Raw genomic sequence first — 14,047 nt, 5'->3', positions numbered from 1 at the left:
GGCGGCGTCGAGGTGGCCGACGTTGCCCTTGAGTGAGCCGAGGGCGCAGGATCCGGTGTTGCCGAACGCCCGCGACAACGCCTGCACCTCGATCGGGTCACCCAGCGAGGTGCCCGTGCCGTGTGCCTCGATGTAGTCGATGTCCGCGGGTGAGAGGCCCGCGTCGGTGAGCGCGGCGGCGACGACCGCGGCCTGGCCCGTCACGCTCGGCGCGGTGAAGCCGACCTTTACCGCACCGTCGTTGTTGACGGCCGATCCTCTGATCACGGCGTGGATGGTGTCGCCGTCGTTCAGCGCGTCCTCCAGCCGCTTCAGTGCCACCACGCCGACACCGGTGCCGAAGACCGTGCCGCGGGCGTCCGCGTCGAACGGGCGGACGTGCCCGTCGGGGGAGACGAAGGACCCCTCCTGGTAGAGGTAGCCGGTCCCCGGATTCGGGTCGACGTGCACGCCCCCCGACAGGGCGAGATCGCATTCTCCGGCGAGCAGGCTGCGGCAGGCCGTGTGCGCTGCGACGAGAGCGGTCGAGCAAGCGGTGCGCAGGGAGACCGCGGGGCCCTGCAGGTCGAGCTTGTACGACACCCGGGAGGCCAGGAACCCGAGTTCGTTCGCCACCAGGATCTGGGTCTGGCCCAGGGTCTCCACGACCTGCTGGTGCGAGTAGACGTGTTGGACGTAGCGGTTGGCACCCGCGCCGCCGAAGACACCGATGCTGCCCTCGTACTGGGCGGCGTCGTGACCCGAGTGCTCCAGTGCCGCCCACGCCGTCTCCAGGAAGAGCCGGTGCTGCGGGTCCATGATCTCGGCCTCGCGGGCGGTGTACCCGAAGAACTCCGCGTCGAACAGGTCACTCCCGGAGAACTCGGGTGCGGCCTTGACGTAGTCCGGCCGTCCGAAGACCTCGGGCGGCACTCCGGCCGCCGCCAGCTCCTCGTCCGTCAGGGCGACGATCGACTCGACACCGTCGCGCAGGTTCGACCAGAACTCGGTCAGGTCCCCGGCACCGGGGAAACGCCCCGCCATCCCGACGATCGCGACACCACCGCGTGCTGTCGTCACTGCGCGGCCCGGAGGTTGTCGATGAGGACACCGAGCGTGCGCACGGTGGGGCCCTCGTAGACGATGGTCAGCGGTACGGCCACGGCCAGCTCCTGACGCAGTCGGTGGACGACCTGGAGGCCGAGCAGTGAACTGCCGCCCAGTTCGAAGAAGTTGTCCTGCACGCCGACGCTCTCCACGCCGAGCAGCTCCTGCCAGATGCCCGCCACCCGGTGTTCGGTCTCGCCACTCGGCGCGACGAAGGGGTTACGCAGGTTGGGGCGCTCGTGCCGCCGGACCGGAGCCGGTACGTCGGCGACCGGGTCGGACCACAGCTCCTGACGCAACGTCAGGTCTCCGGTGGAGACGACGATCTGTGCCTGGGGCGCCGCATCCAGGATGCCATCGACCACCAGGCGTCCCTCGGCCGGAGTGAGCGCCAACTCGCGTACCGCGGAACCGAGGTCCGAGTCCGCCCGGTCCTCGTGCGAGAAGTACCAGGCCTCCCAGTTGACGCTGGTCCAGGGCAGGGCGGCACTGTGGTGCCGCTGGGCGAAGGCGTCGAGCGCGGCGTTCGCGGCGGCGTACGCACCGAAGCCGAGGCCGCCGAGCAGCGAGGCGATCGAGGAACAGATGACAGCGAAGTCCAACTGCTGGTCGGCCAGGACCTCGTGCAGTACCTGGGTGCCGTAGAGCTTGGGGGCGAAGTGCCACGAGGCCTCCTCCGGGCCCAGTACCGCGACTTCCCGGTGGGCCGCCGTGCCGGTCGTACCGGCGCAGTGCAGCACGCCGTCTACCGGACCGAAGTCCCGCAGGACGCGTTCCTTCAGCGCGAGCATGGCCGCACGGTCGGAGACGTCCGTGGCGGTCACCAGGACCTTTGAACCGAGCGCCTCGATCTCCTGGACGGCACGGATCGCCGACCGCACGGACTCCGGGTGCTGCGGATCTGCCCAGCTCGACCGGGGTGGCAGACCTGCCCGCCCGAGCAGCACCAGGCGCACCTTCGCCCGGTCGGCGAGGGCACGGGCCATCAGCAGGCCGATCTTCCCCAGGCCACCGGTGATCAGGTACACCCCGTCCGCCCGGACCGGCGAGTCACCGCGCGCGGGCGGCGCGCCGGTCACGTACGTGGGCGCCCAGCGGTGCCGTCCGCGCAGCGCGAGCGTGCGTTCGCCGGGCGGGGCGGCGAGGTCGGCCAGCAACTGGTCGACCAGCCCGGGCACGGCCTGCCGGCTGTCGACTCGCAGGTCGAACTGCACGCAGCTGAGCGAGGGGTACTCCTGCGGCAGCACCTTGCACAGGCCCTGGACGGTGGCCTTGGGCGGGCAGAGCGGCTCGTCCCCGAGAACGTCGTAGACCTCGGTGGACAGCACGTCCCAGCGCTGCTCCTGCGTCATCAGCTCGGCCTCGGTGGCCTGGACCCAGTGGACCAGGCTGTCGAAGGAGCGGTGCAGCAGACCCCGAACGTCCTCGGGTGCGGTCGCCCGGTCGGCGTCGTCACCGACGCTCCAGCAGTGCACCACTCGGCCGGGCAGGGTCCCCTCCGCGCGCAGCGCTTCGGCGAGCCGGCGGAAGTGGTCCGGCCGGGCGGGGTCGAGGACGTACTCGCGGTCGCTCTTGCGGTGCCACTCGGCTCCCTGGACGACCGTGCGCACGGTGGCACCGAGACCTTCGAGCCGGTCGGCGAGCCGGCGGCCGACACCGGTCTCGTCCGCGAAGACGAGCCAGCGCTGAGCGGCCAGGTCCGCCTCGGCGGGAGGTGGCGCGGCGGCGAGCCGCTGCCAGGACGGAGTGTAGAACCACTGCGGCAGGGTGCCGCGGCGCTGCTGGGCCGAGCCGCCGCCCGGCTGGGCGGTGCCGGGCTCGAGCCAGTAGGTGCGCCGTTCGAAGGGGTAACCGGGGAGCGGCACCCGCCTGACGTCCGCCGGGACCGGGAAGGGGTGTGCCCGGCCGGCGAGCCAGAGCTGTCCGGCGGCCCGCAGGAGTGCGGCGCGGTCGCTCTGCCCGCGGAAGGCGCCGAGCAGTGACGGGACGACGACCCGGTCGGTGCCGGCCGCAGCCGGGTGCTGGAGGGCCCCGGGGGTCAGGGTGGGCGCGGGGCCGATCTCGACGATCGCGATGTCCGGGACCGACCACAGGGTGCCCAGGCCGTCCGCGAACCGCACACTCTCCCGGACGTGCCGGGCCCAGTACTCGGGGCTGGTGGCCTCCTGGTCGGTGATCCAGGTGCCGGTCAGGTTCGAGACGAACGGTACGGCCGGAGCGTTCAGCCGGACCGAACGGACCAGTTCCGCGTAAGGCGCGACAACCGGATCCATCATCGGGGAGTGGAAGGCGAAGCGGGAGGTCAGACGGCGGGTGGCGATGTCGGCGGCCAGCAGTTCCCCGGCCACCCGGTCGATGGCCTCGACGGTGCCGGAGAGCACGCAGGTCTGCGGGCCGTTGACCGCGGCGAGGCAGACGTCCGCGTCGGTGTAGCGGGCGACGGCCTCCTCGGACAGCGGCACGGCGAGCATCGCACCCTCGCCCTGCTCCTCGATCAGCCGTGCGCGCTCCGCGACCAGGCGCAGGGCGTCAGGCAGGGAGAAGACCCCGGCCACGCAGGCAGCGACGTACTCCCCGAGGCTGTGGCCGATCATCACCTCGGGCTCGACCCCCCACGCGGACCAGAGTTCGACCAGCGCGTACTCGAGGGCGAACACCGCGGGGTAGCCGAGCCGCGGCTGGTCGAGCGGGTGCTCGCTGCGCTCCGGCTGGAGCAGCATGCGACGGAAGTCGAAGGGCTGCTGCCCGGGGGCGGCGGCCGCGGACCCGTCGGCCGTGAGGACGATGTCCCGGATGTCCGTGCCGAGCAGCGGCTCCAGCAGCCCCGCACACGTGTCCAGCGCGGCCCTGAACACGGCCTCCTGGGCGTAGAGATCGCGGGCCATGCCGGGGAACTGTGTGCCGAACCCGGTGAACATGAAGGCCACCGGCCGGTGTGCGGCCTCGGGCGCGGTCGCGGTGAGCAGGCGGCCGTCGTCGCGGGCGTCGAGTGCCTCCAGCACCTCCCCGGTACTCCCGCCGACCAGCGCGCGCCGGTACGGGAAGGCCCGGCGTCCATGCTGGAGGGTGAACGCGACATCGGCGAGCGCGAGTTCGGGGTGCGCCCGGAGGTGGTCGTACAGCTGGTCGGTGGCCGCCTCCAGGGCTTCCGGGCTCTTGGCGGAGAGCACCAGCAACTGCTCGGCGCCCTCAGCCTGCCCGCTCCCGCGCGGCAGTTCCGGAGCCTGTTCGAGGATGAGGTGGGCGTTGGTGCCGCCGAGTCCGAAGGAGCTGACTCCGGCGCGGCGCGGACCGTCGCCCTCGGGCCACGGCAGCAGCTCGGTGTTGACGTAGAACGGGCTCCCGGCCAGGCCGATCCGGGGGTTGGGCCGCTCGAAGTGCAGGGTGGGCGCCAGCTGACCGTGCTCCACGGACAGCACGGTCTTGATCAGTCCGGCGACTCCGGCGGCGGAGTCGAGGTGCCCGATGTTGGTCTTCGCCGACCCCAGAGCGCAGCTGCGCTCCCCCACACCGGAGTAGGCCGAGGTGAGCGCGGAGAACTCTATCGGGTCACCGAGGATGGTGGCCGTCCCGTGCAGCTCGACGAAGCCGATACTCTCCGCCGGTACGTCGGCGTTCGCCAGCGCGGTGGATATGGCGCGGGCCTGCGTGGCAGCGCTGGGCGCGCTGAACCCGGCCCGGCGGGAACCGTCGTTGTTCAGTGCGGCGCCCTTGATGACCGCGTGGATGTGGTCGTTGTCGGTGATCGCGTCCTTGAGGCGTTTGAGCACGACCATCCCGACGCCGTCACCGCCCACCGTTCCCTGGGCACGTGCGTCGAAGGTGCGACAGTAGCCGTCCGGAGAGAAGATGCCGTCCGGACGGTAGACGTAACCCTTGCTCCGGGTCCCGTCGACGGCGACACCGCCGGCCAGCGCCGTGTCGCACTGGTACGCCAGCAGGGCCTGGCACGCCTCGACCACGGCCACCAGCGAGGTGGAGCAGGCGGACTGGATGTTGAGGGCCGGGCCCTCCAGGCCGAGCTTGTACGAGACCCGGCTGGCGAGGAAGTCCGGCCGGTTCCCGATCACCGTCTGCTTGTCGCCGAGGATCTGCTCGGCGCCGGGCTGGGAGGCGATGTTGAAGAGCAGATAGGTGTTGTTGCCCGTGCCCGCGTAGACGCCGACCAGGCCGTCGTGGCGCTCGGCGTCGTGCCCGGAGCTCTCCAGGGCGGTCCAGGCACATTCGAGCAGCACCCGGTGTTGCGGGTCCATGAGTTCGGCCTCGCGCGGGGAGTAGCCGAAGAAGGCGGCGTCGAACTTCTCGCTGTCCGCCAGCACGTAGCCCGCGCCGACGAAGTTCGGGTCGGCACGGGTGGCTGCGTCCACGCCCCGGGCGGCGAGCTCATCGTCCTCGAAGCGGGTGACGGAGCAGACGCCCGCCTTGAGGTTGCTCCAGTACTCCTCGACCGTGCGGGCACCGGGGAAGCGGCCGGCCATGCCGACCACGGCGATGTCGAGACTGTCGTCGAACTCGGAGTATTCATCGACCGGTTCGGAAATCGGCCCGGCAGCCAGGGTGGGGCCGGCCTCGGGGGAGTACTCACTCATGGTGACCTCGCTTCGCTTGCAGCTGCTGTTGGCGGCGCTTCAACAGGGCGTTCTGTTGCGCCCCCCTGCTGCGGGTGGTGGCGGGTGCCGCCCCCTGCTTCTGCCGGGAGAGCAGCTCGGCCTGGGCCCGGACGGTGGTGTGCTGGAACAGGTCGAGCAGTTCGATCTCCCTGCCGGTCGCCGCCCGGAGCCGGTGGTGCAGTTCGACCAGGAGCAGGGAGTGCCCGCCGAGGTCGAAGAAGTTCTGTTCGGCGCCGACCGTCTCGGCGCGGAAGACCTCCTTCCACACACTCGCCACCAGCCGCTCCAGCTCGTTCCCCGGCGGCAGCGGTGTGGCGGTGCCGGCAGGCTCCGCGGGCCGGGGCAGCTTGCTGCGGTCGACCTTGCCGTGCCCGGAGAGCGGCAGCTGGTCGAGCGTCACCATCGCCTGCGGGATCATGTGCGGCGACAGCCGCGTCCGCAGGTGGCGTTCCAGCCCGGCCGTGCCGAACCCGGGTCCGCCCGGCTCGACGTAGGCGACCACCCGCCGGTCGCCGGGGGTGTCCTCCCGGACGACGGCGATGGCGTGGCGTACCTCGGGGTGGCTCTTCAGGGCGGCCTCGATCTCACCCAGCGCGACACGGAAGCCACGCACCTTGATCTGGTCGTCGCGCCGCCCCAGGAAGGCGATCGTCCCGTCGGCCAGGCGGCGGACGATGTCGCCGGTGCGGTAGAGGCGGCCGCCGGGCAGGCCGCCGAGGGTGTCGGGGACGAAGGCCGCAGCGGTGAGGTCGTCCCGGCGATGGTAGCCACGGGCGAGGTTGTCGCCGCCGATCAGCAGTTCGCCGGCGACGCCGACCGGCGTGGGGCGGCCTGCGAGGTCCACCACGTGTGCTTGGGTGCCGGGCAGCGGAACGCCGATGGGCGCGGTCTCCCACTCGGCGTCCGGATGGTCGGCCACGGCGAGGGTGAGCACGCCGACGGTGGTCTCGGTCGGGCCGTAGTGGTTGAAGACCCTGCAGTGCGGCACGAGTCGTTGGAGTGCGCTCAGCCAGCGCCAGTCGGAGGCCTCGCCGCCGATCACGAGCAGGCGGCGCGGCAGGAGTTCGGCGAAGCGCGGGGAGGTCTGGAGGGCCCGGAGGTGGGAGGGGGCGATCTTCAGGCAGTCGACCCCCCAGGTCTGCACCCAGTCGGCCAACTTCCCCGCGTCCAGGGCACTCGCGCGGGATATCAGCTGCACCTCGCCGCCGGTGCACAGCGTGGGGGCGAAGGCCGTGACGCTGGAGTCCACCGCCAGTGGCTGCACCATCGCGAAGCTGAGCGGTCCGTCGATGCCGAGCCGCTGGATGGCTGCGCGGGTGTAGCTGACGAGCTGCCGGTGCTCGATCACCACGCCCTTGGGCTTCCCGGTGGAGCCGGATGTGTAGAGCAGGTACGCGGCATCGGCGCAGGCCGAGCGCTCGGTGGGCAGGTTCTCCGTAGGGCTGCCCTCCAGTACGCCCAGGTCCGCGTCGAGGCGGATCACCTGGTGCCCGGTGCCGAGGGGGGCCGTCGTCACCACGAGGCGCACGGCCGCGTCGCCGAGGATGCCGTCCCGCCGCTCGGCAGGGTCGCTCGGATCCACCGGGACGTACGCGCCACCGGCCTTGAGGATGCCGAGCACGGCCACCATCAGCCGCACGTCGCGATCGGCGCAGAGGCCCACGGTCACCTCGGGGCCGACGCCGTGCGCGCGCAGCAGGTGGGCCAACTGATTGGCTCGGGCGTTGAGTTCCCGGTAGCTGAGGGCGGCACCCTCCGCGCGGACCGCGATCACGTCGGGGGTGCGGGCGGCCTGCGCCTCGAACAACTGGTGGAAGCTCTGGTCCGCCGGCTCGCCCACGACGCTGTTCAGTGCCGCGAAGGTGCTCTCCTCCTCAGTGGTGAGCAGCGGGAGTTCGTCCACCGGCCTGTCCGGATCCGCCGTCGCGCCTTCGAGCAGTCGGAGCAGGTGGCCCACCGCGCGGCGCGCGGTGGGCGGATCGAGGACATCGGTCGCGAACACCAGGAGGCCGGTCAGCCGGCCGTCGAGGTGGGAGAGCCGCAGATCCAGGTCGCACGACGTGTTCGCGGGGGCCACGGGCGGTGCGGACAGGAAGGAGAAGCCCGGCCACGGGTGCGCGGGCGTGGAAGTACGGGCCTCCTCGGCCTCCGCCAGCCGGGAGCCCGCCACCCGGACGAGCTTCCGGAAGCTCCCGCTCACATCGGCTCGGACCGGGGCGGTCGTCCCGGCGCCGCTGGACACCCCGACCGCGAGCTCGGACTGCCCGCTGTACCGGTGCAACAGCGTCAGGTAGAGGGCGAAGGCCGCCGCCGGGAGCCCCACGCCACAGGCCTCACCCAGCTTCCGCAGCGCGGACGTCGCTGCGGCGGGCACCACGAAGGGCACCGAGTCGGCGCGGAGGTCCCGCAAGGCCGGATGCGGCCGGTCCAGAGGGAGTTCCGGCGCGCCGGGCAGCTCGGCGAGGTGCCCGCCACCTTCCGAACCGGTCACAGGCGTTGCGGAGTGCGGGAGTGTCATGAGGCTGCCTTGAGAGGGTCGGGGGGAGGACACACGTCGTCTGTCCTGCCGGAGGTGGCCACGGTCACGAGGATCGCTTGGTGCAGAAGTAGACCTGATTCCGACGGTTGTCCGCGGGGACATCGACGATCTCGACCGACTCCGACAGCTGGTGCAGCAGCGCCTCGAACGGACCGGGGGCGTAACGGTTGAGCCAGATGTAGCCGTTGGGCGTCTCCCGGCGCAGCAGCGCCTCAGGTTCCCGCGGCACCTGGAACATGCAGATCGCCACCGTACGGCGAGTGACTCGGAAGAGCTCGCGGACGGCGGTCTCGTAGTACGGCAGGCTTTCCAACACGTGGCGGCAGTTCACCACGTCGAACGAGTCGTCGGGGAAGGCGAGGTCGGTGACGCTCATCTGCTGCCACCGTGCCTCGGGGTGGGTTTCGCGGCAGGCGGCGATGGCGGCCTCGCCGATGTCGATGCCGGTGTAGTCGACTTCCAGGCCCGCCCGCAGCAGGTGGCGGTACGTGACCCCGGAGAGTACGCCGCAGTCGAGCAGCTCGAACGGCACCCCTGAGTGCAGCGCCGCGATCCGCTCGGTCACGACCGCGTGCGAAGGATGATCGGCTCGTCTGGCCTCGCTCATGTAATCCACGTCGGAGGTCCGTGCCCAAAGCGATTCTGTGTTCACTGCTCTGACTCTCCATACTGCTGCAAAGCCGGTCCTGGCGGTACGTTCGTCGGTCGGGCCGCCGGTGAACGGCGGAGGTCGGGGGAGCGGGCGTCCGGCGCCCGTCCGGAACCCTGGCCCCCGGCACGTACCGGATGCGGCCCGGGCCCTGGCGCGCGGAGTTCTCCTGATCCGGCCGGCCTCCTCCTCGGGGGCCAGCCGGACTTCCCGAGCCGCTGCGGCGCTTTCCGCCTGAGCCCAGACCTCCCCCTCCTCACAGCCGACCGCCCGGTCGTGGCATCCGGTTGTGAGGCGAATGCTCCGCACCGGGGTCCGACCGGGCCGCGTACCGGCGCCGACCGACTGCGACTTGGCCGTCAGCGTGCCCGCCGAGACTTCAGAAGGCCGCCCCCTCCTGCGACTCGGGATCGAAGACAGCGGTCGGCCCGAACATCCGGGCATGCTTGTCCGCTGCGAGGGCGAGCGTGCCGCTCTCGTCGCGAGCGGTCGCGACGTCGGCCAGCTGGTTGACCATCGCAGGTTTCGCCAGCTCCTGATCGCGCAGCTCGGGGGAGCGGGACATGAGGACCATCGCCGTGGTGCTGTAGCCCAGCTTCGCCCAGGAGTCCCAGATCAAGTCACGATCCTGTTCCTGGTTCGCGAACAGCTCCTCGCGGCGGGGGTGCCGGCGTGCGGGGGCCAGGGCCCGGCTGTCGGCGTCCACGCGCAACTGAACCCGGCGGCCGGCGATGTAGGCGACGGAGATTCCCTTACGGATGGCGAAGTTCAGGGCCTGTGCCGCCGTGTCGGCCACCGGCTCGCCCTTGTCGTTCAGAGACGTGTTGCACACGATCGGGACCCCCGTGCCCAGCCGAAACGCCTCTATGGCGCGGTAGAGCAGGGGGTTCGTCTCCTGGTTCAGCGTCTGACGCCGCGCCGAGTCGTCGAGATGAAGAATCGCGGGAACCAGGTCGCGCTTGGACTCGTGGACGTACGCCGTCTCGAGCATGTAGGGCGAGGGCCACGGATCCTCGAACCACTCACCGGTGTGCTCCTCCAGGACGATCGGAGCAACGGGGCGCCACCACTGCCGGCTCTTGTACTCGTTCAACAGGTCCTTCGACCGGGGTGAACGGGGATCGGCGAGGATGCTGCGATGGCCCAGCGCTCGCGGGCCGATCTCCGCCGCCCCGTCCGCCCACACCAGTGGCCCATGGCTCAGGTCCTCGACGAACTGGTCGTCTGTGAAGTCCTGGACATTCTCGACGAAGTCGTCGAAGTGCCGCAACGCGATTTCCACGTCGTTCAGCTCGGATCCGTGGTAAGGGCCGTTCAGACGGAAATTGCCGTCATGAATCTCGCCCGCGCCGAGGAGGCCGAGGAGGCCGAGTCCGAGAGCCTGACCGGAGTCATTGGCGCAGGGAGGGACGAGAAGCCCCTTGAAGCCGTATCGGCGAAGGAGGAAGGAGTTGGTCGGGCAGTTGAGGGCGAACCCCCCGCTCAGGGAAAGATATGCCTCGCGCGGGTCCACCGCTCCCGAGCTGAGCAGCCGATCGACGTTTCGCACCATGACGAGCTCGCAAGCCGTCTGGACCACCTTCATGACGGCGGACTGCAGGTGTTCCTGCGCGGTGAAGCGGCTGTCCAGTTCCAGCGACGGCAGTTGTGATTCCGCCGAACGTATGATGGCTTGAACGAACGGAAGCGTATCGATCAACGGTATACGTCGGCCACCGAACAGCTGCAGTTCCTGCACCGCTGTGTCGATGTCGTAGGCGATTTCGGTCGTACACGCCGACGCCAGAGCCATCAAGGTACCCGGCTCCTTGCCGAATTCGGCTGAGGCGGCGTCATAGATGGGAGCCGGTGACTCGACGGCAGCGAAGTCGACGTCGCCCTTGTCGGACACGCAGCCTGCATACCAGTACTTCTTGCCCGTTCGGTCGAGGCCGAAGTCGGGCCGACCGTCCACCGCCAGTCCGATGATGGTCTCACTTCGAAAGACTTCGGAGTCGAGAAGGAGGCCGCTGTAGAGGTGGGAAAGACTGTGCACCGGGAATTCCTCGGCGCCCGCCGGCAACTTGATTTCTGAGTGATGCGGCAGGCCGGGCGTACCCCACGACGTACTCACATCGTCCAAGGACAGTCCCTCGGCCGCGAGCAGTTCGGTCAGCATGCGGTTGTACCGGTCCACGGTGAAGAGAGGCCAGTAGTGGTGCTTCTGTCCACTGAAGCGCTCGAGTTCCCATATTCTGACCAGCTCGACTCGCGAGTCGCGACTGCGCCACAGTGCAATGTTCTGATCATGGCGCGGTGCAATCACCGACAGGCTGTCGGGTGCGGAAATGTAGCTCGAGAGGAAGTACTTCGTATCTGGGCGCGCGGTCACGATTTCCCCTTTGAAGGTCAGGCGGTGGCTACTGAACTTGGATTCGTGATGTCGGTGTCCCGCCGAGCCGGTCGTTCATGATCAGGCCGGCCCGGGTAAGGCGGCCGTCGACCGGGTGCGGGCCGTACTCGCTCTTGTCGAGGGGCGCCGGGAAGGTCCTGGCCGGTGGTCGTCGTCGGCGGCCGTGAGGGTCGATTCCGTGCGCGACCAGGGCGCACATGCCCATGTACGGATCGTGGCCGGGGGCGTGGGGGAGCAGCTTCGCGGCAGGCCGGACGGGCTCCCCGGGCCGCCTGTGCCCTGGGCCGGACCCTCGTTCTGCCACAGCACGATCGCCCCCTCGTCCCGTTCCACGGCCCGGCTCCTGCCAGGGCCGACCATGGCGCTCGAGCAGTGCCCAGGCCCCCGACACCTTGCTCACGCCGCTGCCGGCGCCCGTCCCTCCACCGTCCACTCGCACACCCGCAGCGCTGCAGTGATCTCCCCGTGGTTCCCCCCGCCCACCGCCCACGAAACGTTTAACGGCCCGAAGCCGGATCAGCTCCCGTTGTCCTTGCCGACGTCGGCCGAACAGCTGCGGCATCGCGCTACCGGGTTCAGCGGGCGTCCGCATGCTCAGGGCTCGGTGAGCACCTGCACAGAAGCTCGATCATGGATGGGGCGCAGTGCCGTTGCTACCTGTGTCGGCCTCACGCAGTCAAGCATGTCGGCCGTAGCCGTGGCGGTGACGGGCAGTGGATTCGCCGCGTGGAGCCGCAGCTGAGCGGGGGAAGGGGAAAGCGCTGTCGGCGCCGAACCCCGTTCGATCCGCTGCTGCCGCCGGACGCCAGGGCGAAAGGCGTTGATCGGGCATTCTCCCGAGGTGTGCATCGTCCCGAAGCGTCGGCTGGAAATCACGCGAAGGAAACCATGAGCAAGCGCCCGCCCGGCGTATTCCTGAGCCCGTTCACCGTCGGTGCCCGATTACGTCTGAGTGACCCCTCTGCGATCCATTCGCTCTTCGACGAGCTGAACCAGATCGCCGACATTGCCTACGGTGAACATGTCGACAACATCCAGATCGACATTGAATTTACTCTGAATTGCCACCATCAGGCGAAGCAATGATACGGAATCGGCTGTGAGGTCGTCAAAAGTACTGTCAGGTGAGACTTCGAGAGGGGCGAATTCCTCGGAAATCACCGACATCACGTCATCGGACTTTTCGTTCGACATTCCGTTTCCCCGTATCCGTTCTTATGTTCGAGGCCTATCAAGTTAAATGATGCTATTCCGAGGGATGGGTAGTGTCAAGACCTTGGCCGGGATTCGCGGGTGGCCATGGTACGGGCGTGAGGCATGAAAGGCGGTACGTGGGTTGATGTCCGTTTCGTGATCGAAACGTGCCCGACGAGTGAACCCCTTGAATTCCTCGGTAATGCACTGTTTGTCCTGTTCGGAAGGCTGTATTCCGCACGAAGCCTGGGGTAGGCTGCCCGGCGATTCATCGCATAGCCACAATACTTGGGGGTACTTGTGTCAGAAATCAGCTGCCGGCCTCTCACGCCAATTACCGGTGCGGAGGTGGAAGGTGTCGACCTCGCTTCCGATCTGAAGCCGGCCGTTGTTGCCGACCTGCGTGAGGCCCTGCTTCGCTACAAAGTTCTCGTTTTCCGCGAACAGCCGATGAACGACGCACAGCACGTCGCACTCACCGACGTCCTCGGTGGCGCCACCGCCGCCCACCCCATCGTGAACGGGCTGCGCGAAGAGCCCGCTGTACTGCGAACCGCACTGTCGGAGGACCGACCCGGGTTGGCCCAGTCCGCGGGCGGCCTCGGTCTTCCCCTGGGTGGGACCGCGCCGAGGCGTCTGCGCACCGAGTGGCATATCGACAGCACCTTCGTGGCCAATCCCACCTCCATCACCATCCTCCGCGGCGTGGAGATTCCCCCGACCGGCGGCGATACCCTCTTCGCCAATCTTGAAGCGCTCTACGCCGGTCTGTCGCCGTCCCTTCGGGGATACCTCGACACCCTGCAGGCCATCCACTCCCGGAACAATCCCTCGCGGACGCCCCGCTTCGACGGCAAGCCGGGGGGCCCCTTCGTCGCTCTCCATCCCCTGGTGCGGGTCCATCCCGAGACCGGGGTGCGGAGTCTGTTCGTCAGCGCCGTCTTCCTGCAGGCGATTCGTGGTCTCAAGCCCCGTGAGAGCACGGCCCTCCTCGATTTCCTCCTCGACGAACTCGCCGGGCGCGACGAGATCCATGCCCGGGTCCGCTGGGAGCAGGACACCCTCGTCATGTGGGACAACCGCGCCGTGGCCCATGCCGGGCCGGTGGACGGCCTCATGTTCGACGAGGAGCGAATCGTCCATCGCACCACTGTCGTCGGCGACCTGCCCAGCGGGCCCGACGGCTTCGTCTCGCGCTCCCTGAAGGGCGACTTGTTCGAAGCGATCGCTTGATCACCCCCGCCGGCCGAACACCGGCGGCATCCGTGCCTGTACCCGGACCGGAGACGGGGTGGGCTCCCAGGTGCCGCTGACGGGGCAGCCCCTGCTCCGTTGTGATGTGACGCGCCGTCCGGAAGCCGTGCCGGGCGGCCGCGCGCGACGGGCTCCCCAGCCCTTACGCCGGAGTGCGGTGCCTGATCGCCGACCAGGGCCGTTCCCAGGACGAGTTTTCCGGCCATATCGAGGCGGCCTAGGGAAGGCTTAATTCCTGCGGTTTGCCGTCACCTGCGCACCGCCTCGGTATCCCAGCCGAATTCACAGGCCCACCGATCGGCTCGTTCGCGACTTGGAGTTCT

7 protein-coding genes are annotated in these 14,047 nt (G+C 69.4%); 1 reads left to right on the top strand and 6 read right to left on the bottom strand.

What is annotated here, in order from left to right:
• From ABZ441_RS15425 to ABZ441_RS15400, 6 genes are all read right to left on the bottom strand, one after another.
• The coding region (locus ABZ441_RS15425) for a polyketide synthase (RefSeq protein ID WP_358973226.1) at nucleotides 1-1,059 on the bottom strand (1,059 nt) is incomplete at its 3' end.
• Entirely contained in the window at nucleotides 1,056-5,675 is a 4,620-nt protein-coding gene (locus ABZ441_RS15420) for an SDR family NAD(P)-dependent oxidoreductase (protein ID WP_358973223.1), read from the bottom strand. The genes ABZ441_RS15420 and ABZ441_RS15425, both read right to left, overlap by 4 nt.
• Nucleotides 5,668-8,187 (bottom strand): amino acid adenylation domain-containing protein, encoded by a 2,520-nt coding sequence (locus tag ABZ441_RS15415; RefSeq protein ID WP_358973221.1) that lies wholly within the window; start codon nucleotides 8,185-8,187, stop codon nucleotides 5,668-5,670. Before ABZ441_RS15415 ends, ABZ441_RS15420 begins: the two co-directional genes overlap by 8 nt.
• Nucleotides 8,188-8,278: 91 nt before the next feature.
• Nucleotides 8,279-8,842, bottom strand: coding sequence for a class I SAM-dependent methyltransferase (locus ABZ441_RS15410; RefSeq protein ID WP_358973218.1), 564 nt, complete (start codon nucleotides 8,840-8,842; stop codon nucleotides 8,279-8,281).
• A 421-nt stretch (nucleotides 8,843-9,263) separates the two neighbouring features.
• Entirely contained in the window at nucleotides 9,264-11,255 is a 1,992-nt protein-coding gene (locus tag ABZ441_RS15405; protein WP_358973215.1) for a carbamoyltransferase C-terminal domain-containing protein, read from the bottom strand.
• Between the two features lie 963 nt (nucleotides 11,256-12,218).
• Complete coding sequence (locus ABZ441_RS15400; RefSeq protein ID WP_358973244.1) at nucleotides 12,219-12,443, bottom strand: acyl carrier protein; 225 nt, start codon at nucleotides 12,441-12,443, stop codon at nucleotides 12,219-12,221.
• Nucleotides 12,444-12,770: 327 nt separating this feature from the next.
• On the opposite strand from ABZ441_RS15400, the gene ABZ441_RS15395 reads away from it, so the two are divergent.
• The gene (locus ABZ441_RS15395) at nucleotides 12,771-13,703 is read left to right on the top strand and encodes a TauD/TfdA family dioxygenase (RefSeq protein WP_358973212.1); all 933 of its coding nucleotides are present in this window, start codon (nucleotides 12,771-12,773) and stop codon (nucleotides 13,701-13,703) included.
• Nucleotides 13,704-14,047: the final 344 nt, after the last annotated feature.

The organism is Streptomyces sp. NPDC005752, assembly GCF_040630715.1.
Classification (GTDB): Bacteria; Actinomycetota; Actinomycetes; order Streptomycetales; family Streptomycetaceae; genus Streptomyces.
The sequence above is the reverse complement of the archived record's forward strand: the minus strand, read 5'-3'. Positions and strand labels throughout refer to the sequence as shown.